This window comes from Streptomyces cyaneofuscatus (assembly GCF_033109485.1).
GTDB classification, from domain to species: Bacteria; Actinomycetota; Actinomycetes; order Streptomycetales; family Streptomycetaceae; genus Streptomyces; species Streptomyces cyaneofuscatus.
Genome location: NZ_CP137002.1, coordinates 1,475,923 through 1,499,343, shown reverse-complemented (window position 1 = coordinate 1,499,343; position 23,421 = coordinate 1,475,923). Strand labels below are relative to the sequence as shown.

The following is a 23,421-nucleotide window of genomic DNA, read 5'->3' as shown; positions in this document are numbered from 1 at the left end:
AGCTTCCCCGCGGTACGGCACGTCGAACGCCGGCCGCTCCACCCCACAAACCCGTGCCTGAGGGCCGGAGAGGAAAGACCGATCATGAACAAGCCCACGCGCGCCAGAGTCCTCACGGGCACGGCGCTGGCCGTGGCGGTGTCGATGGCGCTGACCGCCTGCGGCGGCAACGGCCATGACGACGCCCCTGCCGGCGGAGAGGCCAAGGAGCAGAAGAGCAGCGAGGCCGCGGCGGTCGGGAACCCGATCGTCGCCTCGTACGACGGGGGACTGTACGTCCTCGACGGCGAGACCCTGAAGCTCGCGAAGACGATCGCGCTGCCCGGCTTCAACCGGGTCAACCCGGCGGGCGACAAGGACCACGTCGTCGTCTCCACGGACTCCGGCTTCCGCGTGTTCGACGCCACCCGGCAGAAGTTCACCGCCGCCGAGTTCAAGGGTGCCAAGCCGGGGCACGTCGTCCGGCACGGCGGCAAGACGGTCCTGTTCACCGACGGCACCGGCGAGGTGAACGTCTTCGACCCCGCCGCCCTGTCCGACGGGAAGAAGCCGGAGAGCCGCACCTACACGTCCGCGAAGCCCCATCACGGTGTCGCCATCGAACTGGCCGACGGAGAACTCGTCACCACCCTCGGCACCGAGGAGAAGCGCACCGGAGCCCTCGTCCTGGACAAGGACAGCAAGGAGATCGCACGCGCCGAGAACTGCCCGGGTGTCCACGGCGAGGCCGCCGCCCAGGGCGAGGTGGTCGGTTTCGGCTGCGAGGACGGCGTCCTGCTCTACAAGGACGGCGAGTTCACCAAGGTCGACGCCCCCGGCGACTACGCCCGTACCGGCAACCAGGCAGGCAGCGACGCCTCCCCGATCCTCCTCGGCGACTACAAGACCGACCCCGACGCCGAACTGGAACGCCCCACCCGCATATCCCTGATCGACACGCGTACGGCGAAGATGAAGCTGGTCGACCTCGGCACCAGCTACTCCTTCCGCTCCCTCGCCCGCGGCCCGCACGGCGAAGCCCTCGTGCTCGGCACCAACGGCATCCTCCACGTCATCGACCCGGAGACCGGTAAGGTCGAGAAGAAGATCGAAGCGGTCGGCGACTGGACCGAGCCCCTGGACTGGCAGCAGCCCAGGCCCACCCTGTTCGTCCGGGACCACACGGCGTACGTCTCCGACCCCGGCAAGCGCCAACTCCACTCCATCGAACTGGAATCGGGGAAGAAGCTGGCATCCGTCACCCTGCCGAAGGGCACCAACGAACTGTCCGGCACGGTCGCCGGTCACTGACCTGTCCCGTTTCCCTTTCTCCTGGGCGCCCTGGGCAGCACAACGCCTGCCGGATGCGTGTTCCGGCAGGCGTTGCTGTCGTCGGCGCTCTTGGGCGCTGGAGGCCGTTCGCTGTGACCCGCGACTTCTGAGAGCTTTCAGATGTCCCGGAAGATCTCGATCTGCGCGCCCACCGAGTTGAGCCGCTCCGCCAGCTCCTCGTAACCCCGGTTGATGACATAGACGTTGCGCAGTACGGAGGTGCCTTCGGCCGCCATCATCGCCAACAGCACCACCACGGCGGGCCGCAGGGCGGGCGGGCACATCATCTCGGCGGCGCGCCAGCGGGTGGGGCCTTCGACCAGGACCCGGTGCGGGTCGAGGAGTTGGAGGCGGCCGCCCAGGCGGTTGAGGTCGGTGAGGTAGATCGCGCGGTTGTCGTAGACCCAGTCGTGGATCAGGGTCTGGCCGTGCGCGGCGGCCGCGATGGCCGCGAAGAACGGGACGTTGTCGATGTTGAGGCCGGGGAACGGCATCGGGTGGATCTTGTCGATCGGTGCCTCCAGCTTGGAGGGCCGGACCGTCAGGTCCACCAGCCGGGTGCGGGCGTTGTCGGCCGCGTACTCCGGGGTGCGGTCGCAGTCGACGCCCATCTCCTCCAGGACCGCGAGCTCGATCTCCAGGAACTCGATCGGCACCCGGCGGATGGTGAGTTCGGACTCGGTCACCACCGCGGCGGCCAGCAGGCTCATCGCCTCGACCGGGTCCTCGGAGGGGGAGTAGTCCACGTCCACGTCGATCTGCGGGACCCCGTGCACGGTGAGCGTCGTCGTGCCGATGCCGTCGACCCGTACGCCCAGCGCCTCCAGGAAGAAGCAGAGGTCCTGGACCATGTAGTTGGAGGAGGCGTTGCGGATGACCGTCGTGCCGTCGTGGCGGGCGGCGGCCAGCAGGGCGTTCTCGGTCACGGTGTCGCCGCGCTCGGTCAGCACGATGGGGCGGCCGGGGGAGACGGAGCGGTCCACCTGGGCGTGGTAGAGCCCCTCGGTGGCGGCGATCTCCAGGCCGAACCGGCGCAGCGCGATCATGTGCGGCTCGATCGTGCGGGTGCCCAGGTCGCAGCCGCCGGCGTAGGGGAGGGTGAACTGCTCCATACGGTGCAGCAGGGGGCCCAGGAACATGATGATGGAGCGGGTGCGGCGCGCGGCGTCGGCGTCGATCGCCTCCATCTCCAGCTGCGCGGGCGGCACGATCTCCAGGTCCACGCCGTCGTTGACCCAGCGGGTGCGCACCCCGATGGAGTTCAGCACCTCCAGGAGGCGGAAGACCTCCTCGATCCGCGCGACCCGGCGCAGGACCGTACGGCCCTTGTTGAGCAGTGAGGCGCACAGCAGCGCGACACAGGCGTTCTTGCTGGTCTTGACGTCGATGGCGCCGGAGAGGCGACGGCCCCCGACGACCCGCAGATGCATGGGCCCGGAGTAACCGAGCGACACGATCTCGCTGTCGAGAGCTTCGCCGATGCGGGCGATCATCTCAAGGCTGATGTTCTGGTTGCCGCGCTCGATGCGGTTGACGGCACTCTGGCTCGTGCCGAGCGCCTCGGCCAGCTGCGTCTGTGTCCAGCCCCGGTGCTGCCGGGCGTCACGGATGAGCTTGCCGATGCGTGCGAGGTAGTCGTCTGACATGGCGGCAGGTTATCTCAGATATGAGATGAGGCTGATGTGGGGGTGCGCCGTTCGAGTGAGGAGGGAGGAGGGAGGAGGGAGAAGTGCGGGGGGCAACGGTCGTCCGCGCCCCATCGTCCCCCGGGCGGGACGACGGGGCGCGCGGCGCGCGGCTGTACGGGGAAGGCCCGGACCTCAGCCGCGCAGCGCCGCCAGCCACTCCAGGGCCTCCGCACCCCCGTCGAGCACGGAGATGTGGCCGTCCGCCGGGCGCACCCGCAGTTCGGCCGTCGGGCAGCGGTCGGCGAGCCAGCGGCTGTGGGCGGCCGGTGCTATCCGGTCCTGGCCGCCGTGGAGCAGGAGCAGGGGCGCGGCGATCCGGACGGGGTCGAAGCCCCACGGAGTGACGTACGCCAGGTCGTCGGTGATCAGGCCGTCCGGCCCGGCCTCCAGCGCGGGGCCCACCACCTCGTCGAACCAGGACCACGTACCGGCCAGTGCCTCGTGGTCGGCGTCGGTGAACATCTCCGGGTCGTACCCGGCGCCCGCCTCGTACGCCTCCTTCGCCGCACGCCCCTCCGCGGCCGCCCGCAGCGAGGCGGCCGAGGACGGCACCATGCCCGCGAACCAGTCGAGCCCCTCGGCGCCGTACGGGGCGAGTCCCGCGGCCGTCACCACCCCGAGGACCCGGTCGGGCAGCAGGGCGCCGCAGGCCAGCGCGTGCGGGCCGCCGCCGGAGTGGCCGAGGACGGCGAACCGGTCGATGCCGAGCGCGTCGGCGACCGCCCGTACATCGGCCGCGGCCGACGCCACGTCCCGGGCGGGGAGCGGGGACGAACCGCCGTAGCCGGGACGGTCGTACGACACCCAGCGGACGGACAGCTTCCCGGCGGCGGCGAAGAGCGGAACGGGCGGCGAGCCGATGTTCGGCGTGCCGTGGTGCCAGAAGACCGCGAGTCCGTCGCCGCCGGTGTCGTACACATGGAGCGTGCGGCCGTCCTCCAGCCGTAGATCGCTCTCCGTGACCTTCACTCCGCCACCCCTCCGCCGTGCAGAACAATCCCCGTGCAGAACATTCCCGGCGCACGACCCTACCGATCGGCTACGACAACACCGGGGCCGCCGATCACTCCGCCCGCAGAGGCAACCCACAGGTTCGCCTCCCCGTCTCGATCTCCGAGAGCGCGTTCGAACCGGAACAGACCACCGGAACGGACGCGCGCACGACCAGGGTTGAGGAGGAGCTTTGATACGTGGCCGGAGAGCATGGGCCACCGCGATAGCGGTGCTGACGGTGGCGGGGGTGGCGCCGACGGGGGTGTACGCCGCGCCGACGCCGCCGGAGATACCCGGCGCCACCGCGACAGGCCAGCCCGGTGACGCGCTGCCGCCCGGCTGGCGCATCGCCGGTGAGAAGGGGCAGAACCACCTGGAGTGGCGCGCGCCCGAGCCGGTCCCCATGGGTGACGCCCGCGTGGAGTTCCGCGCGAACGGCGAACTCGTGGGCGTACCCGAACCGCAGGACGACGGCCGGACCTTCCGGCTCCCCCTGGACGAGGTCAGCACCGCCGACCTCGGCGACCTCGCCGTCGAGGCGGCCGGGCGCCGGCTCGACGAGGCGCCTGACGCGGGCGCGAGCCGCCGGGCCAAGCCGCCCGCCCCGAAGCTTCCGCCCAAGCTGCCCGCGGGGACCGTCGACCCGGGCAAGCCCGGCAAGTACGCCACCACCACCGGCGAGTACAGCCTCGCCTCCGTGAAGCTCCCGGGCTTCCCCGCACCGGTCGAGATGCGCGGTGTCGTGGTCGCCCCGAAGAAGGCACCCGGCAAGCGTCCCGTCGCCCTCTTCCTGCACGGCCGCCACGCCACCTGCTACGTCCCCGGCAAGGACAGGGAGGCCTCCGGCGACTGGCCCTGCGCCAAGGGCAGCAAGCCGATCCCCAGCCACCGGGGCTATCTGCGCGACCAGAAGCTGCTGGCCTCCCAGGGGTACGTGACCGTCTCCATCTCCGCCAACGGCATCAACGGCCAGGACTGGAACGCCGAGGACGGCGGTGCGCAGGCCCGTTCCTCGCTGATCCGCAACCACCTCGGCCGCTGGGCCGACTGGGCCGCCAAGCCCTCCTCCGCGCCCGCCGCCGTCCGCAAGGGCCCGAAGACCGACCTGTCCAAGGTGCTCCTCGTCGGCCACTCGCGCGGCGGCGAGGGCGTCAACCGCGCGGTGATGGACAGCCTGTACAAGCCGCCGGCCGCCCAGGACGGCTACCGGTCCAAGGCCCGCTGGAACATCCGCGGCACGGTCCACATCGGCCCCACCATCTTCGGCCAGAACCCGGTGCCGGACGTCCCCTCGCTCACCATCCTGCCCGGCTGCGACGGTGACGTCTCCGACCTCCAGGGCCAGGTGTTCACGGACGGCACCCGAGGCGTCAGCCGCGGCAAGGCCCTGCACAGCTCGGTCTACATGATCGGCGCCAACCACAACTACTTCAACACCGAGTGGACGCCCGGCCAGGCCCAGGCCCCGGCCGACGACGACTTCTGGCACGACCCCGAGGCGCGCGACCCGCTCTGCTCGCCCGGCGCCGCCGGACGGCTCTCCGCCAACCAGCAGCACAAGGCGGGCGCGACCTACATCGCCGCCGCCGCACGGCTGTTCGTCGGCGGTGACGACCGCGTACGCCAGCTCGTCGACGGCACCGGCCGCCGCGCCCCCTCCGCCGACCCCGCCCGCGTCCTGACCCACGCGGTCGGCGGCAACCGCGGTGCTGCCTTCCTCCCCGACGACCCCCAGGGCTCACCGAAGGTCAGCGGCGCCAGGCTGTGCGACGCCATCGCCCCCGGCCGCTCGGCCTGCATGGGTGAGAAGGACCCCGGCTCCTCGCCGCACTTCGCCTCCTGGCGCGCCGAGCACGAGGCCGGCCGCCGCGCGGTCGCCCTGGACTGGAAGAAGCCAGGCACCATCGCCCGCGTCACCCCGAAGAAGCCGGTCTCGGTCAAGGGCGCCAAGAGCCTCGCGCTCCGCGTCGCCGTCCCCGCGAACACCAGCGGCACCCGCTTCGACGTCCACGTCAAGGATGCCAAGGGCAAGCGGGCCAAGCTGGGCAGCGTCAAGATCGACGGGCTCCCCGGCACCGACCGCACCACCTCGTACTGGGCGCAGGAGGTCCGCCTCCCGCTGGCCGCCGCGACCCGCGCCAAGCTGAACCTCGCCAAGATCGCCTCCCTGGAGCTGACCCCCAAGTCCTCCTCCGGCAAGGCGTGGCTCATGGACGCCTGGTCCTGGCAGCCGGGCACCCCCGCGGTGAAGGCCGCCGGGCTCGCCCGCGTCGACATCGGCACCCTCACGGTCAAGGAGGGCGACTCGGGATTCCGTACGTACCAGGTGCCCGTCCGCACCACCGGCAAGAACGCGGGCGCGGTCCGGCTGTACGTCGACGACCCGGAGACCGGCAAGTCGACCGGCCGGCTGGTCAAGGTCGGCCCCGGCACCGCCGGGATCAAGGTCACGGTGAAGGTGGAGGGCAACAAGCGCTACGGCTGGGACAAGACCCACGGGGTCGCGGTCAAGGCGGTCCGCGGCACGGTCGTCGGCGCTGACGCCGGTGGCGTCATCGCCGAGAACGACGACCCGATGCCGAAGGTGAGCATCAGGCCGGTGGCCGCCGACGTCACCGAGGGCGCGCCGCTGACGTGGCGCATCTCGCTCTCGGAGAAGGCGGACGTCGAGATCTGGACCACGGCCCAGCTGCTCCCCGTCCCCGACGGCCGCCCGGAGCTCTCCACGGCCGACGTCGACCAGGAGTGGCTGTCCCAGCTCGTGGAGAGGGTCCCGAACCCGGCGATCCCGCTCTCCCAGGTCGAGTACGGCACGCTGTGGACGACGGTCGAGGCGGGGCAGAAGTCCGCCGACCTGACCGTCCCGACCATCCGTGACCAGATGAAGGAGCCGGCCGAGTACGTCCGCTTCCAGCTCTCGGACAGCGACGACAAGCCGCTGGGCCCGCCCTTCGAGGGCACGGTCCGCGACACGCCGTAGCCCCGTCCGCTGTACCGCGTCCGGCCCCTCCGCGACCTGGCGGAGGGGCCGGACCGCTGTCCGGGCCCCTGGAGTGTCCGGGCCCCCGGGACGACCGCGCCTCCGCCGCCCGGCCGACCCCGCCGCGTACCCCTCGTACCGGGGACTCACGAGCTCCGCCGCGCAGGCTGATGAACGTGCGGAGGCGGACGGCCACGATGAGTCGCATGACCTTACGGAAGCCTCCCGCCACCTCGTGGACCCCCGCCACCTCGCAGACCCCCGCGACCCCGCAGACCCCCGTGGCGCCCCCGCCCCCGCCCCGCTGGGCGGTCCTGGCCGCGCACCTCACCGCGCTGGTGGTCCTGCCGAGCGGGCTGTGGCGCATCGCCCTGGTGCTCGGCCACCCCGCCGGCTACACGGAGGCGGGCTTCGAGCCCTTCGCGACGGTCGACGCCAAGATCTGGATGCTGACCCTCACCGTGGCCGGCGAGCTGGTCGCCCTCCTGACCATCGGCCTGGTCCGCCCGTGGGGCGATGTCGTACCGCGCTGGATCCCGCTGATCGGCGGGCGGAGGGTCCGCCCCCTGGCCGCCGTCGTCCCCGCCGCCCTCGGCGCGGTGGGTCTGACCCTGATGTGGGCAGCCGTTCCGTTCTGGTGGACCTACCCGCACGCGGACCTGACCGCCACCGGGAACCTGGTCGTCGGCATCCTCTATCAGCCGCTGTTCCTCTGGGGCCCGCTGACCGCGGCCGTCACGGTCTCCTACTACCGGCGGCATCGGGTACGAGGGCGCGGGTAGAAGCGGGTAGAGGGCACCTGGGCATGACCGAGCGGCGGCTATGTACTAGAGTTATCTCGACATCGAGATATCTGCCGAGGCGCACCGCAGCCGCCGCCCGGTAAGGCATACCTAACTAAGCCTTACCTTAGCGGATGGTCGGGGCCGTAGGCGGCACAACGCGGCGCCCGCTGCCAATGAGGCGCGGCGCGGCAGACGCGCACATTGAAGAAGGAGACTGTCGTGTCGGCGAACAGCTTCGACGCCCGCAGCACGCTGCGCGTGGGCGACGAGTCGTACGAGATCTTCAAGCTGGACAAGGTAGAGGGCTCCGCGCGCCTGCCGTACAGCCTGAAGGTCCTGCTGGAGAACCTGCTCCGTACCGAGGACGGCGCGAACATCACCGCCGACCACATCCGTGCCATCGGCGGCTGGGACTCCCAGGCGCAGCCCAGCCAGGAGATCCAGTTCACGCCGGCCCGCGTGATCATGCAGGACTTCACCGGCGTGCCCTGTGTCGTGGACCTCGCCACCATGCGTGAGGCCGTCAAGGAGCTCGGCGGTGACCCGGCGAAGATCAACCCGCTGGCCCCGGCCGAGCTGGTCATCGACCACTCGGTCATCGCCGACAAGTTCGGCACCAACGACGCGTTCGCCCAGAACGTCGAGCTGGAGTACGGCCGCAACAAGGAGCGCTACCAGTTCCTGCGCTGGGGGCAGACCGCCTTCGACGAGTTCAAGGTCGTCCCCCCGGGCACCGGCATCGTCCACCAGGTGAACATCGAGCACCTGGCGCGTACGGTCATGGTCCGCAACGGACAGGCCTACCCCGACACCCTCGTCGGCACCGACTCGCACACCACCATGGTCAACGGCCTCGGCGTGCTGGGCTGGGGCGTCGGCGGCATCGAGGCCGAGGCCGCGATGCTCGGCCAGCCGGTCTCCATGCTCATCCCGCGCGTCGTCGGCTTCAAGCTGACCGGTGAGCTGACCCCCGGCACCACCGCAACCGACCTCGTGCTGACCATCACCGAGATGCTCCGCAAGCACGGCGTCGTCGGCAAGTTCGTCGAGTTCTACGGTGAGGGCGTCGCCGCCACCTCGCTGGCCAACCGCGCCACCATCGGCAACATGTCGCCGGAGTTCGGCTCCACCGCCGCGATCTTCCCGATCGACGACGAGACGCTGAAGTACCTGCGCCTGACCGGCCGCGACGAGCAGCAGGTCGCCCTCGTCGAGGCGTACGCCAAGGAGCAGGGCCTCTGGCTGGACCCGGCCGCCGAGCCGGACTTCTCCGAGAAGCTGGAGCTCGACCTCTCCACGGTCGTCCCCTCCATCGCCGGCCCGAAGCGCCCGCAGGACCGCATCATCCTGGCCAACGCCTCCCAGCAGTTCGCGCAGGACGTCCGTAACTACGTGTCGGACGAGATGGAGGCGAGCAAGGAGTCCTTCCCGGCCTCCGACGCCCCGTCCACGACGCCGAACGGCGTCCCGTCCAAGCCGGTCACCGTCACGGCCCCCGACGGCTCGACGTACGAGATCGACCACGGCGCCGTCACCGTCGCCGCGATCACCTCCTGCACCAACACCTCGAACCCGTACGTCATGGTCGCCGCCGCGCTCGTGGCGAAGAAGGCGGTCGAGAAGGGCCTGACCCGCAAGCCGTGGGTCAAGACCACCCTCGCCCCGGGCTCGAAGGTCGTCACCGACTACTTCGACAAGGCGGGCCTGACCCCGTACCTCGACAAGGTCGGCTTCAACCTCGTCGGCTACGGCTGCACCACCTGCATCGGCAACTCCGGCCCGCTGCCGGAGGAGGTCTCCAAGGCGGTCAACGAGAACGACCTCGCGGTCACGTCGGTGCTCTCCGGCAACCGCAACTTCGAGGGCCGCATCAACCCCGACGTCAAGATGAACTACCTGGCGTCCCCGCCGCTGGTCGTCGCGTACGCCATCGCCGGTTCGATGAAGGTCGACATCACCAAGGACGCCCTCGGAGTCGACCAGGACGGCAAGCCGGTCCACCTGACCGACATCTGGCCGACCGAGGCCGAGGTCAACGACGTCGTGGCGAACGCCATCGGCGAGGACATGTTCAACAAGTCCTACCAGGACGTCTTCGCGGGCGACGCCCAGTGGCAGGCGCTGCCGATCCCGACCGGCAACACCTTCGAGTGGGACTCCGAGTCCACCTACGTGCGCAAGCCCCCGTACTTCGAGGGCATGACGATGGAGACGACCCCGGTCGAGGACATCACCGGCGCCCGGGTCCTCGCCAAGCTCGGCGACTCGGTCACCACCGACCACATCTCCCCGGCCGGCGCCATCAAGGCCGACACCCCGGCCGGCAAGTACCTCACGGAGCACGGCATCGAGCGCCGTGACTTCAACTCCTACGGCTCGCGCCGTGGTAACCACGAGGTCATGATCCGCGGCACGTTCGCCAACATCCGCCTGCGCAACCAGATCGCGCCGGGCACCGAGGGCGGCTACACCCGCGACTTCACCCAGGCTGACGGCCCGGTGTCGTTCATCTACGACGCCTCGCAGAACTACCAGGCCGCCGGCACCCCCCTCGCGATCCTCGCGGGCAAGGAGTACGGCTCCGGCTCGTCCCGCGACTGGGCCGCCAAGGGCACCGCGCTCCTCGGCGTCAAGGCCGTCATCGCCGAGTCCTACGAGCGCATCCACCGCTCGAACCTCATCGGCATGGGCGTCCTCCCCCTCCAGTTCCCCGAGGGCCAGAACGCCGAGACCCTCGGCCTCACCGGCGAGGAAACCTTCTCCTTCACCGGCGTCACCGAGCTGAACAACGGCACCACCCCGCGCACGGTCAAGGTCACCACCGACACCGGTGTGGAGTTCGACGGTGTCGTCCGTATCGACACCCCCGGCGAGGCGGACTACTACCGCAACGGCGGCATCCTGCAGTACGTGCTCCGCAGCCTGATCCGCAAGTAGGCGGACCGGCGGCCGAGTGAGAAGGCCGGCCGGAACACCACAGCGCCCCTCGTCCATGGACGAGGGGCGCTGTGGTTCGGGGGTGGCCGACCGTCAGGTGCGGTAGGCGTAGTACGCGGCGTTCGGGTAGGACGAGATGATGCTCGTCACCGAACGGCGCAGGGTGTTGGTGGAGTGGTACGTCAGGTACGGCACGCCGTTGCGGCGGGACGTGACGATCATGGTGTGGTCCTTGGACCCGTCCTTGTTGAAGTCGACCTGGAGGACGTCGCCGACGTCCATCTGGTAGACGTTGGCAAGGCTGGTGGTGCGCTTGGAGTTCTGCGCGAACCAGGACCACTCGTTGACGCCGACGAAGGAGTGCGACTGGATGTCGGCGGTGCCGAACCAGCGCGTGTAGTCGTAGACGTAACCGGGCACGTGCTTCCAGCCGCCGGCCTTGAGGGCCTGGCTGACGAAGTTGGTGCAGTCGCCGCCCGCGCCGGCCCCGTTGAAGTTGGGGTAGGCCGGGTTGTAGTTCGTCCAGTACTTCTCCGCGTACGCGGCCATCGCCTGGTAGTCGTACTCGCCGCCGGTGAGCTTCTTGGGGACAGCCGTCGGGCGCTTCGTGATGGCGGCGCGGGGTGCGGCCGGAGTGGTGGTGGTGGTCTTGGCCGCCACGGTCGTGGTCTTCGGCTGCGCGAGCTGGTTGACCGCGAGGTAGCCGTCGCCGGTCTCGCGGATCTTCGTGACCTTCCAGGTGCCCTGCTTGTCCGCCCTGAAGGTCAGCTCGTGGTGGGCCTGGAAGCCGGTGGTGCCCGGCTCGCCGCCGGTGACCTTCGCGTACGTCAGGGTGGTGTTCTCGGTGACCACGACGACGGCGGTGCGGCCCTTGACCTGGGTGCGGTCCAGGGTGACCTTGGTGGTGCCGGCGCTGTACTTCTCGCCGTTGCTCGCCAGCCGGTTCCTGCGGTCGTCGAGCTGCTTCCGGGCGGCGTCCTCGGTGCGGCCGATGCCGGAGGAGAGCTCCACCTTGCCCGAAAAGCGTCCGGCGAGGGCCTTCTTGCCGCCGTGACGCGGCTGGTCGACCAGCGCGTTGGTGCGGTCGGTGAAGACCGCGTCGGCCAGACTCTGGAAGGCGGCCTTGGTCCTGGCGTCGACCTGGGGCTCGGCCGTCGTGGAGGCGCCCGCGTTCCAGTTGGGCAGCAGTGCGACGCCCGCGACGGCCGATGTGGCCGCCGCCGTGAGTATCGTCGCCCGGCGTCGCGTGTGCTTCAGTTTTCTTGACTTCACTGGCGTTCTTCCCTCTTTTCCCGGCATGGGACCGCCGAGCTAAGCGGCATCCTCGCATGCCTTGTGCAGCTGGTGTGAAGGAGGTGGGCGACTGTTGCAAGGAGGTTTTCGGACTGTCACCGCCCGTGAGGTTGACGGCCGTTGGCCGGTCACTTCACGACGGTGGACCAGTCCGGGGACTGGGCGGGGTCCAGGCTGCGCAGCCGCTCCAGGGTGGCGGGCTTCTGGACGTCCATCCAGTCGGCGAGCTCCTTGAAGGAGACGCACTTGACGTCCTTCTTGGTGCACACGGTTTCTATCATCCGGTCGACGGCCTTCATGTATATACCGCCGTTCCACTCCTCGAAGTGGTTGCCGATGAACAACGGGGCGCGGCTGCCGTAGTAGACGCGGTTGAACCCGGCTGTGTAGGTGTCCAGGGTCTCCTGCTGCCACTTCGGGTGCATGGCCGGGTCGCCGTCGGTCTTGCCGTCGGACTGGTTGTAGAGGAAGTTGAAGTCCATGGACAGGCCCTGGTACTTGCCGCCCTCGTACGGGAGCATCTGGAGCGGGAAGTCCCATATGCCGTTCTTCTTCTGCGGCCATATCTGGAAGTCACCGGCGGAGCTGGCGTCGTAGCGCCATTTGTAGCTTTTGGCCGCCTTGAGGAGGTTGGCCTGGCCTTCGAGGCAGGGAGCCCGGCCGCCGGTCACCTCGCGGCGTATGTCGAACGGCAGCGGGTCGAGGTCGGTCCTGCCGGTGTTCGTCTTCCACTTCTCGACGAAGCTGTAGAACTGGTCGATCTCGCTCTTCCACTCGGGCACGCTCCAGTCGCCGCCGCCCTGCGCGCCGCAGAAGTGCCCGTTGAAGTGGGTACCGATCTCGTTGCCGTCCTTCCAGGCCCCGGCGAGCTGCTCCAGGGTGGTGTAGACGTGCTCGTCGGTGGGGAAGCTGATGGCCGCGCTGCCCCGGGGGTGCTGCGGCGGGTCGTACAGGTCCTTCTTGCCCTTGGGCAGCAGGTAGATGCCGGTGAGGAAGAAGGTCATGTGGGCGTCGTACCGGTTGGCCATCTCCCGGTAGTGCGCGAACAGTCCGTCATCGCCCTGGAGGGCCCCGTCCCAGGAGAAGACCACGAACTGCGGCGGCTTCTCGCCGGGCTTGAGGGGCCGGGGCTTCAGCTGCCCCTTCTGCGGGCCGGTGTAGGAGGTCGAGCCGTCGCCGAGCACCTCGACCTTGCCGTCCCAGGCCGGTTCCCGCGAGGCCCCGGACAGCGGTTTGCGCTCCGAGCGGTTCGTCGCGGACGCGGTCGGGGTGGTGTCGTCGGTGCCGGACAGGACCAGGTAGCCGCCGAGGGTGGAGGCGACGACGAGGACCGCCGCCACGGCGAGCGTTCGGGGGCGGGCGGGGAGACGGCGGGGTGCGGGGTCCTTACGACGTCGGCCCGACGGCTTGTTCATCTGCGGCTCAATCTCTCGGGGGCGTGGACGGTGCCGGTCGGCGCCGGTGGTCAGCCGAGCGGTCTCAGGGCTTCCGACCAGATGCCGTAGGGGACGCTGTCGGCGATCGTGCCGCCCAGTCCCTCCAGCGGTAGGGGTTCGAGGCTCTTGGCCAGGTCGATGCGGTAGACGACGACCGCGGTGGAGACCTTCTTCTCGGTGCCGACGTACCAGGCGGCGGTGTCGCCCTCGGTGGTGCCCCGCTTTCCGGCGACCTCGCCGCCGGCTTTCGCGGCGGTCTCCGGATAGGCGGTACGGAAGGCGTCCGTCAGGGCGGACTGCACCTCGGCGGCGGTGCCGGCGTCCATGGCCCGGCGCGGGTCCGGGGTGTCCGTGGCGACCTTGTGGCCGTTGCGGGTGACCTTGAGGATCGTGTACGGCTCGGTGTGCCGGCCCTCGGCGGCGAAGGTGGTGTAGCCGCTGGCCATCCGGATGGCGCTGGGCGTGGAGCTGCCGGCGGCCAGTGCGGGGACCTGGGCGCCGAGGCTGGAGCGCAGCAGTCCGGCGTCCTGGGCGGTGGCACGGACCTTGTCCAGTCCGGTGTCCAGGCCGAGCTGCATGAAGGTGGTGTTGACGGAGTTGGCGAGGGCCCGGTGCAGGGATATCTGCCCGTAGGACCGCCCGCCGTCGTTCTTCGCGGCGACCTTGCGGCCGCTGCGGTCCCAGTAGGGCCCTTCCGGCGTGGTGACGGGCACCTTGTCGTCGCCTACGTACACCGTCTCGCCCGTCACCGGCTCGGGGGCGCCGTCCCGGCTCTTGCGTACGCCGTGTTCCAGGGCTGCGGCGTAGACGAACGGCTGGAACGCCGAGCCGGCGGGCACGGTGGTCGCGTTGGACTCGTTGTAGCCCTGCTTACGGTGGTCGGGCCCGCCGTGGATGGCCAGGATCCGCCCGTCCACGGCGACGGAGGCGGCGCCGTAATGGACGTGCTTCGCGGCCTTCGGGTTGTCCTTGCGGGCCTTGTCGCGGGCCGCGCCGACTGCCTTCGTGAGCTGGTCCACACGCTTCTTGTCGAAAGTCGTGTAGATCTGGTAGCCGCCGCGGTCGAAGTCCTTGTCGGAGATGCCCGCCGCCTTCTTGGCGTGCTGGGTGGCGAGTTCCACCAGGTAGTCGCTCTGCTCACCGGTGTTGTAGAGCGGATTGCTCTCCAGCGTCTTCGGGAAGGTCCGGTAGCCGGCGCGCTCCTCCGGCGACAGCTTGCCGATCTTCACCATCCGGTCGAGCGTCCAGCTCCACCGCTCCTGCGCACGGGTGCGGTTGGCCGCGCCGAGCGACGGATCGTACAGTCCGGCGCCCTTGAGGAGGGTGGCGAGGAACGCGCCCTCGCTGGCGTTGAGCTCGCTCACGTCCTTGCCGTAGTACGCCTGGGCGGCGCGCTGGATGCCGTAGGTGCCCCGGCCGAACCAGCTGGTGTTGAGGTACCCCTCCAGGATCTCGTCCTTGCTCATCTTGTTGTCGAGCTTGAGCGCCATCATGGCCTCGGTGAACTTGCGGCTGTAGGTCTGCTCCTGGCTGAGGTAGACGTTCTTGACGTACTGCTGGGTGATGGTCGAGCCGCCCTGGGTGCTGCCCTGTCCGAAGGTGCGCAGGACGGCGCGGGTGAGACCCTTGGCCGAGATGCCGGGGTCGCTGTAGAAGCTCTCGTTCTCGGCGGCGAGCACCGCCCAGCGCACATCCTCGGGCACGTCGCCCAGCTCCATCTCCTGCCGCTGCACCCAGCCGGCGCGGGCCATGGGGGTGCCGTCGGCCCAGAAGTAGACGGTGTCCTGCTGGGTGGCGTAGGAGTTGAGGTTCTCCGGGATGTCGGTGGCGGCGTAGGCGACGGTCAGGGTCAGGGCGCTGAGCCCGAACGAGGCGAGGGCCGCGCCTCCGGCCTGCCGCCAGGTGGGCACCCAGCGCCTCCAGCCGGTCCGGCCGGGCCGGGGGTAGTGCGGCCGCACGCGGCGCAGCCAGGGGCCGAGCACGGCGACGACGGCGGCGGTGGCGGCGGTGACCGCGGCGGTGAGGCGGGCGGCGGGCGCCGACTTGGGCGCCTTGCGGCGGCGCCGGGTACCCGGCCGGCCGGGCAGGGCGGCTCTGGTGTCCGCGCGGCGGGAGGCGCGGGATCCGGAGTCGGTCGTCGGGGAGTCGCCGGTCGGTGCGGTCCGTCCGGCTTCCTCCGGTTCGGAGGGTATGTCGGCGATGTCGTCGGATATCTCGCGCCGCCCTCCGCCGGGTATCGACGGCTCTCCGGAGGGGGCGGTGGGTATGCCGCCTTCGGGTACGCGGAGCTGCATCGTTTCGTCAGGTACGCGGAGCTGCATCGTCTCGTCGGGCACGAGCCGCTGCCCGAGGGAACGCCTGCTTGCCGAGGGGCGGGACTCCGAGGGGTCCCCCTCGCCTCCCTGAGCGTGCGCTCCCTGCCCTGCCTGGGTCACGATCGGCCTCTCTCCGTACTCCCTGCGCGGCGCGCGCAGGCAGGCAGGTAGTACAGACGTACGAGGGCTTGATCCGGTTGCCGTACGGCGGTCGCAAACCCTGACTTCCCCCGACCTCAACGGATCGCGGCTCTCAAATTACCAGCGTGCTTCGCACGATCTCCACATGATGCCCGGGCGAATCCGGTCACATCATGGCTGACCGGTGTCTGTCGGGTCCGCGCGGCGTTCTCCCCAGCGCATCGCACGCAGCATGGGCGTGCTACATCGGGTCCCGCGTCACCTGCTTGACGCGGCACGTCGTGCCCGTCGGCACCTCGCCGACCCCCTGTGCTTTCACCTTCACCGATGCGCCGGGGGCCAGGTCGTCGGTGGTCGCGATGCCGTCGGTCAGCACCGTGCCCTTCGCGTCCAGGAACTCGACGAACACGACATAACCCGCCGGGCTCCGGCTCCCGTTCACGATCGTCAGATCGGCGTGCTGCCAGCCGATCAGCGAGTCCCGCACGCACTTCGTGATGGTGACGTCCTTCTCGGCGGCGGGCCCGGAGGTGACGGTCTCGGGCTCCTCCCCGACCGGCTTCTTCTCCGCCGGGTCCTCGCCGTACGGCTGCTCGCCGTACGGCTGCTCGCCGTACGGCTGCTCGCCGTACGGCTGCTCGCCGTAGGGCTCCTCGTCGTACGGGTCGGAGTAGGGCGCGTCCGACCGTGCGGGCGGCAGCGCGATGGAGTCCGAGACCGAGTCCAGCAGGGAGTAGACGAGCGCCACCAGCGCCCCCGCCACGACCAGCCCACCGCCCACGGCGAGCGACACGATCAGCCCCGTACGCTGCGACTTGCCCGGCGGCGTGGCGGGAGGCGCCCAGGGCGACGGCTGCGGCTGTTCGGGCGGCGGAGGCGGCAAGTTGTCGGACATGAGGTCCCCCCACGGGAAGTCGGCCAGGTGAGGGACTTACGGTACGTGGCCCCACCCACGCCACCACCACCCGTACAGAGAGCGAACGGACCACCATGGGCGAGCTGATCCTCATCCGGCACGGCGAGACCGAATGGTCCCGCTCCGGGCAGCACACGAGCTGGACCGACCTCCCCCTGACCGCCACCGGCGAGCGCCAGGCCCGCGCCCTCGTGCCGCTGCTCGCCGACCGGAACATCGGGCTCACCCTCGTCAGCCCCTCGATCCGGGCCCGCCGCACCGCCGAGCTGGCCGGGCTCCACGCCCCCCGGGTCACCCCCGAGCTGCGGGAGTGGGACTACGGCGGCTACGAGGGCATCACCACCCAGGCGATCCGCCGCACCCGCCCCTTCTGGAACCTCTGGACCGACGGCGTCGACCCCGGCTCCGACGAGCACCCCGGCGAGAGCCCCGCCGATGTCGGGCAGCGCGCCGACCAGGTGCTCGCGGGCGTCCGGTCGGCCGCCGAGGGGATCGGGAGCGCCGACATCGCGCTCGTCGCCCACTCGCACTTCCTGCGCGTCCTCACCGCCCGCTATCTGGGGCTGACCCCGGCCGAGGGGCGGCTCTTCCAGCTCGCCACCGGGGCCGTCTCCCGGCTCGGCACCGAGCACGGCCGGCCGGTCGTCGCCGCGCTCAACGTGGCCCTGCCGGAGAGCATGCACGAGGCCTGAGAGGCCTGAAGCGCCGGCGGCCGGCACCCCGTGCTTCGGGGTACCGGCCGCCTGCCTACGTCAGTCACGGATCAGGAGAGCAGCTCCACCTCCGCCAGCGTCGCCGGACCCGTCAGCACCAGCCGGTACTGCGCGTACGTGCCGGGCCGGTCCACCGAGAAGGCCCGGGTCTGCTTGTCCCAGGCGAAGGACTGGCCGGAGCGGCGGTCGAGGTCCGTCCACTTCTTGCCGTCCGTCGAACCCTGGAGCGTCCAGCCCTTCGGGGCCTTGTCCGCCGCCGACGACGTCAGCGTGTACTGGAGCGCCTTCGTGGACGCGGCCACCGGCAGCTCGACCGAGGTGACCTCCGCCGACGTCGCCGAGGTGTTGTCGAACAGCGCGCCGTCGCCCTTCAGCACATCGCCCTTGGGCGCCGGAGCCTTGTCGTCCTTCTGGATGGAGACCGGCGCCGCGTCCTTGCCCGTGCCCCAGGCCGACGGCTTCGGACCCATGTCGAACTCCAGCGTGCCGCCCTTGGCCAGCACATCGTGCGGGAGCGCGGTGGAGGTCCACTTCTTGCCGTTGACCTTCACGCCCTGCACGTAGATGTTCTTGTCGCTGTTCTTCGGGGCCTTCACGGTCAGCTTGCGGCCGTTGTCCATGCGGACGGTGACCTTCTTGAAGAGCGGCGAGCCGATCGCGTACTCCCCGCTGCCCATCACCAGCGGGTAGAAGCCCAGCGCGGAGAAGAGGTACCACGCCGACTGCTCGCCGTTGTCCTCGTCGCCGTGGATGCCCTGCCCGATCTCGCTGCCGACGTACAGGCGGCCCAGCACCTCGCGGACCTTCTCCTGCGTCTTGTAGGGCTGCGAGGCCGCGTTGTACATGTACGTGGCGTGGTGGGCGACCTGGTTGCTGTGCCCGTACTGGCCCATCCGCACGTCACGCGCCTCGGTCATCTCGTGGATGACCCCGCCGTAGCTGCCGACGAACTCCGGGCCCGCCGTCTCCGGCGTCGAGAAGTACGTGTCCAGCTTCTTGCCGAGCCCCGCGCGGCCGCCGTACAGGTTGGCCAGGCCCCGGCTGTCCTGCGGGGCGGTGAAGGCGTAGCCCCAGCCGTTGGTCTCGGTGTAGTCGTAGCCCCAGACGCGGGGGTCGTAACTGTCGGAGGGGAGGCGCCAGTCGCCGTTCGGCTTCTTCCCCTGGAAGAAGCCCGCCTTCTCGTCGAAGAGCTTGACGTACTTCTGCGCCCGGTTCAGGAAGTAGGCGGACTCCTCCTTGTACCGCGCCTTCTTCGTCTTCTTGTAGAGCTCCTGGCCCATGCGCGCGATGCCGTAGTCGTTGAGGTATCCCTCAAGTGACCAGGACAGGCCCTCGTGCGTGGCCGTGTTCGCGTAACCGGTGAAGACCGAGGTCTCCATGCCCTTGCGGCCGACGCCCGAGGAGGGCGGGGCCACCGTGGCGTTCTTGACCGCCGCGTCGTACGCCGCCTCGGCGTCGAACTTGACGCCCTTGACGTACGCGTCCGCGAAGGCCACGTCCGAGCTGGTGCCGGTCATCAGGTCCGCGTAGCCGGGGGAGGACCAGCGGGAGGTCCAGCCGCCGTCCTTGTAGTGCTGGACGAAGCCGTCCACCAGCTCGCCGGCCTTCTTCGGGGAGAAGAAGGAGTAGGCGGGCCAGGTCGTGCGGTAGGTGTCCCAGAAGCCGTTGTTGACGTACACCTTGCCGTCGACGATCTTCGCGCCGGTCTGCGTCGGGGTGTCCGTGCCGGTCGGCTTGGAGAAGGGGCTCGCGTACTTGTTCTTCCCGTCGACCTTCTCGTGGCCGGAGTTCGGGTAGAGGTAGAGGCGGTAGAGGCTGGAGTAGAGCGTGGTGAGCTGGTCCTCGTTGGCGCCCTCCACCTCGATCGTTCCGAGGATCTTGTCCCAGGCCTGCTGCGCCTTGCGCTGCACCTTCTCGAAGGAGGTGGACTCCGGGATCTCCATCGCCAGGTTCTTCTTCGCCTGGTCGACGCCGATCAGCGAGGTCGCGAGCCGCAGGTTGACCGTGCGGTCCTTGCCCGCGTCGAAGCGGAAGTAGCCGGTGACGTCGTCGCCGCCCCCGCCCTTCAGCTTGCCGCTGTCCGTCACCGGCGCGTCGAAGACGCCGTACACGAACATGCGGGTGGCGCCGGTGGAGAGGCCGCTCTTGACGTCCGTGTAGCCGGAGAAGGAGCGGGTCGCCGGGTCCAGGGTCAGACCGCCGGCGTTCGACACGTTGTCGAAGACCAGGCTGGCGTCCTTGCCGGGATAGGTGAACCGCATCCGCGCCGCGTGGTCGGTCGGCGCGATCTCGGTCTTGAGGCCGTTCTCGAAGGTGACGCCGTAGTAGTGCGGCTTCGCGGTCTCGTTCTCGTGCCGGAACGGCAGCGCACGGGCCGTACGGGCGGCGTCCGGTGTGCCGGCGGCGGCCGAGGGCATCACCTGGAAGGTCTGCCGGTCGCCCATCCAGGGGCTCGGCTCATGGCTGGCGCTGAAGGCTTGGAGCGTGGGGAGGTTGTCCTCGTTGTTGCCCCGGTGGTAGTCGTACAGCCAGCTCAGCGAACCGGCGTTGGTCACCGGCGTCCAGAAGTTGAAGCCGTGGGGGACCGCGGTGGCCGGAATGTTGTTGCCGCGCGAGAAGCCGCCGCTGGAGTTGGTGCCGCGGGTGGTGAGCGCGTAGTCCGAGAGGTGGGCCTTGCGCTTCTCGGGCGCCTTCGGGGCGATCGCGATGTCGTCGACCCAGCCCTGGAACTTCGCCGCGCCCTTGGGGGAGTCGTACGCCACCAGGATCCGGTCGACCGTCTTCCCCGCCGCGACCGTGCCGATGCGCGAGGCGACCTTGTTCCACTGGTTGACGTAGAGGCGCTTGGCCTCCGCCTGGCCCTGCGGGGTCAGCAGCCCGCCGTGGCTGTCGGCGGCCTTCAGCTCGCTCAGGTACGTGCCGTCGGTGAAGGCCAGATCCACCGCGATGTGGGTCGCGGGGTAGTTGAGGTCCGTCTCGCCCATCTGCGGATAGACGAGGTAGGAGAGCTCGGTGTCCTTGGTGACGGCCGTGTTCACGTCGAAGATCTTGTTGTACGAGTACGCCCGGCCGTCCGGCTTGTGCGTACCCGCGTAACGCAGTGCCTTCTTTCCGGTGAATCCCGCACCCGCCTTCGCGGTGGGCGAGCCGGAGGGGCCGCGGTCGGCCTGGCTGCGCATCTCGTCGGGGACGGGCGCGGAGGTGTCACCGTTCGAGAACTGAACGTCGGCGAGCTGGAGGATGTCCGGCGCGCCGTTGTTGGCGGTGATCTCCAGGCGGAAGTGCCGGTAGGCGGTGTCGGAGGTGAAATCGTACGACTTGGTCTCGTGCCGCTTGGCGAAGCTCTCGCCCGTGCGCTTGTCCAGGTCGGTCCACTCCTTGCCGTCGGCCGAGCCCTTGAGCGTCCAGTCCTTCGGGTCGCGCGGGGCATGGTCGTTGGCGGAGGTGAGCGCGTACGTCACCACCTTGACCGGCTCGTCCAGGTCGAACTCGACCCAGCCGGTCTTCGCGAACGCCAGCCACTTGGAGCCGGGTTCGACGTCGACCAGGTTCTCCTTGACCTCGCCGCCCGCGGTGTTCTCGGCGCTGGCGCGGACGTCGGTCACCCGGTCGGTGACATTGCCCGGTATCCCGGCGGAGAATCCGCCGTCGACACCCGATGAGCGCTCGGTGCCGTCCGGCCCTTCCTCCACCGTGTTGCGCCAGTCCGGCTGCTTCTCGTCCGCCTCGAACGAGGAGCGGAACGTCCGCTCGCCCGAAGGCTTCTGGGACGTCTGGGACGGGCCGGCGACGGCGGCCGTGGGGGCCGCGAGGGCCAGGGCGAGTGATGCCGCGAGGACGGCGGCCGTGCGGCTCCGTCTCGTACGGGCGGCGCTGCTGAAGACCTTCCCAGCGCCATGGTGGAGACCTCGTGGTGGCTGCATACCGAGCCATTCCTCCCCGGAGCGTGCTTGGACAACGTTGTCATAGCGGGATGCAAGGTCCAGTAGGGAGCCAAGTGACAGGACGTGTCAAGGGTGTTGCCGAAGGCGTGCGGCGCGAATCGGCCGTAAGGGGAGAAAGCCGCCCCTTGGTGAGGGCGCACGGTGCCGAGGAGTCCGCGAGGTCTCAACTCGGGAAAGACTGCCGTCCCAACGTGCATTCGATCTTGCTCAGTTGGCGACAAGTGGACTATACCTGTCGCCATCTGCACAGCCGTTTCCGACGGGTGCGCACACGGGGAACAAGGGGACGGTCGCGGGGGAGTCATGGACTCCCTGGCGGTACGGTTCTCCGACCACCCCCACTCCGCCGGTTCTTTTTCTCCGGTACACCTGCATATCCGCACGACCCGAGCGCAACCGACCGCGGTGGCGGGGCCCTTCGCCTGAGGCGAATTTTCGACGGGTGACCGGTACACCGCCTGAGTCCTGGAGAAGGCGAGGACTTGAGCATGGGATCCACCTCCGCTCAGAACAATGAGGGCCTTGGCCGTCGCGATCTGATCAAGCGTTCTGCCGCACTCGGCCTGATCGCTGTTCCGACGATGAGCTTCCTGTCCGCCTGCGCGAGCGGCGACAGCGGCACCGACGACAAGGTCGAAAAGGGCGAGAAGACCGACAAGAACCCGCTGGCCGTCAACGGCAGCGCCCCGCTGGAGATCGTCATCTTCGACGGCGGGTTCGGCACCAAGTACGCCGAGGACGCCCGGGACGTCTACAAGAAGACCTACCCCGAGGCGCAGATCAAGTTCTCGGCGACGCAGAAGATCCAGTCGGTCCTCCAGCCGCGCTTCAACGGCGGCACCCCGCCGGACCTGATCGACAACTCCGGCGCCCAGCAGATGGACATGGGCGTCCTGGTCGGCAAGAAGCAGCTCACCGACCTCACCCCGCTGCTCGACGCCCCCTCCATCGACGACCCCGCCAAGACGGTCCGCGACACCCTGCGGCCGGGCATCGTCGAGATGGGCCAGTTCGACGGCGACCCGGTCTGGATCATGTACTACGCGTACACGGTCTACGGCGTCTGGTACTCGCAGACCGCGCTGGACAAGCTCGACGCCACGTACCCGGAGACCTGGGACGACATGCTCGCCCTCTGTGCGAAGGCGAAGAAGAAGGGCATCGCCGGCTGGACCTACCCCGGCAAGCACCCTTACTACATCCCGTTCTCGCTCTACCCGTTCATCGGGAAGATCGGCGGCGTCGAGGTCCTGAACGCCATCGACAACCTGGAGCCGAAGGCCTGGGAGCACCCCGCGGTCAAGGCCGCCTTCGAGGCGTACTACGAGCTCTACGCCAAGGGCTACATCCTCAAGGGCACCCCGGGCCTGGACCACCGCGGCTCGCAGGGCGCCTGGGCCCGCGGCAAGGCGCTGTTCATCCCGAACGGCTCCTGGGTCGAGAACGAGGAAGCGGCGATCATCCCCAAGGACTTCAAGCTGTCCGTGGGCGCCCCCTCCAGCCTCGACTCCTCGGACAAGCTGCCCTTCGGCACCATCTGGGCGTCCGGCGGCGAGCCGTTCATCGTCCCGTCCAAGGCGAAGAACCCGGCGGGCGGCATGGAGCAGCTGCGCATCATGCTCAGCGAGGCCTCCTCCAAGTCCTTCACCACCAACACCAAGTCGCTCTCCGCCTTCAACGGCGGCACCGACGGCATCGAGCTCTCCGACGGCCTGAAGTCCGGTGTCGCGGCCCTGGAGAAGGCGGGCACCAATGTGGTCAACCCGCGCCTGCAGGACTGGTACGTGAAGCTCCAGAAGGAGCAGATCGGCGTCGCCGCGCTCGGCGAGATGATGGCCGGCCGCGCCACCCCGGCCGAGACCATCAAGAAGATCCAGGCCTTCGCCGACGCGACCGCCAAGGACCAGTCCATCAAGCACTTCAAGCACGCGTGATCACGCGTCACCAGCGGCGGCAGCTCGGGGAAGGT

The 23,421-nt window shown here is 69.7% G+C and carries 13 protein-coding genes; 6 read left to right on the top strand and 7 right to left on the bottom strand.

What is annotated here, in order from left to right; genetic code table 11:
* Positions 1-84: 84 nt before the first annotated feature.
* Entirely contained in the window at positions 85-1,290 is a 1,206-nt protein-coding gene (gene aztD / locus R2B67_RS06230) for a zinc metallochaperone AztD (protein ID WP_317816806.1), read from the top strand.
* Positions 1,291-1,427: 137 nt separating this feature from the next.
* On the opposite strand, the gene R2B67_RS06225 is transcribed toward aztD, so the two are convergent.
* Together R2B67_RS06225 and R2B67_RS06220 are read right to left on the bottom strand one after the other, a co-directional pair.
* On the bottom strand, positions 1,428-2,957 hold the full coding sequence (locus tag R2B67_RS06225) for a type II toxin-antitoxin system RelB family anti-toxin (protein WP_018514476.1): 1,530 nt from the start codon (positions 2,955-2,957) through the stop codon (positions 1,428-1,430).
* 174 nt (positions 2,958-3,131) lie between these two features.
* Positions 3,132-3,968: an alpha/beta fold hydrolase gene (locus tag R2B67_RS06220; RefSeq protein ID WP_317816805.1), complete on the bottom strand. Its 837-nt coding sequence runs from the start codon at positions 3,966-3,968 to the stop codon at positions 3,132-3,134.
* Positions 3,969-4,182: 214 nt separating this feature from the next.
* Between R2B67_RS06220 and R2B67_RS06215 the strand changes: the two genes are divergently transcribed.
* The 3 genes from R2B67_RS06215 to acnA all read left to right on the top strand — a co-directional run bounded on the left by R2B67_RS06215 (position 4,183) and on the right by acnA (position 10,694).
* Complete coding sequence (locus R2B67_RS06215; protein ID WP_317816804.1) at positions 4,183-6,972, top strand: alpha/beta hydrolase; 2,790 nt, start codon at positions 4,183-4,185, stop codon at positions 6,970-6,972.
* 206 nt (positions 6,973-7,178) lie between these two features.
* A complete protein-coding gene (locus R2B67_RS06210) occupies positions 7,179-7,754 on the top strand; it encodes a hypothetical protein (protein ID WP_317816803.1) in 576 nt (191 codons plus the stop codon).
* 222 nt (positions 7,755-7,976) lie between these two features.
* Positions 7,977-10,694, top strand: coding sequence for an aconitate hydratase AcnA (acnA, locus tag R2B67_RS06205; RefSeq protein ID WP_317816802.1), 2,718 nt, complete (start codon positions 7,977-7,979; stop codon positions 10,692-10,694).
* Positions 10,695-10,787: 93 nt separating this feature from the next.
* On the opposite strand, the gene R2B67_RS06200 is transcribed toward acnA, so the two are convergent.
* From R2B67_RS06200 to R2B67_RS06185, 4 genes are all read right to left on the bottom strand, one after another.
* Positions 10,788-11,966, bottom strand: a complete 1,179-nt coding sequence (locus tag R2B67_RS06200) for an amidase domain-containing protein (protein ID WP_317816801.1) — start codon at positions 11,964-11,966, stop codon at positions 10,788-10,790.
* A 149-nt stretch (positions 11,967-12,115) separates the two neighbouring features.
* Complete coding sequence (locus R2B67_RS06195) at positions 12,116-13,402, bottom strand: polysaccharide deacetylase family protein (RefSeq protein WP_109980035.1); 1,287 nt, start codon at positions 13,400-13,402, stop codon at positions 12,116-12,118.
* Positions 13,403-13,452: 50 nt separating this feature from the next.
* Positions 13,453-15,744 (bottom strand): transglycosylase domain-containing protein, encoded by a 2,292-nt coding sequence (locus R2B67_RS06190; RefSeq protein WP_317824788.1) that lies wholly within the window; start codon positions 15,742-15,744, stop codon positions 13,453-13,455.
* Positions 15,745-16,120: 376 nt separating this feature from the next.
* Positions 16,121-16,774 carry an FxLYD domain-containing protein gene (locus tag R2B67_RS06185; RefSeq protein WP_317816800.1) on the bottom strand — a complete coding sequence of 218 codons (654 nt, stop codon included), beginning with the start codon at positions 16,772-16,774 and terminating at the stop codon, positions 16,121-16,123.
* 95 nt (positions 16,775-16,869) lie between these two features.
* Between R2B67_RS06185 and R2B67_RS06180 the strand changes: the two genes are divergently transcribed.
* Entirely contained in the window at positions 16,870-17,487 is a 618-nt protein-coding gene (locus R2B67_RS06180) for a histidine phosphatase family protein (protein ID WP_018514485.1), read from the top strand.
* Between the two features lie 71 nt (positions 17,488-17,558).
* On the opposite strand, the gene R2B67_RS06175 is transcribed toward R2B67_RS06180, so the two are convergent.
* Entirely contained in the window at positions 17,559-21,431 is a 3,873-nt protein-coding gene (locus R2B67_RS06175) for a GH92 family glycosyl hydrolase (protein WP_317816799.1), read from the bottom strand.
* A gap of 509 nt (positions 21,432-21,940) precedes the next feature.
* On the opposite strand from R2B67_RS06175, the gene ngcE reads away from it, so the two are divergent.
* Positions 21,941-23,386, top strand: coding sequence for an N-acetylglucosamine/diacetylchitobiose ABC transporter substrate-binding protein (ngcE, locus tag R2B67_RS06170; RefSeq protein WP_030572407.1), 1,446 nt, complete (start codon positions 21,941-21,943; stop codon positions 23,384-23,386).
* Positions 23,387-23,421: the final 35 nt, after the last annotated feature.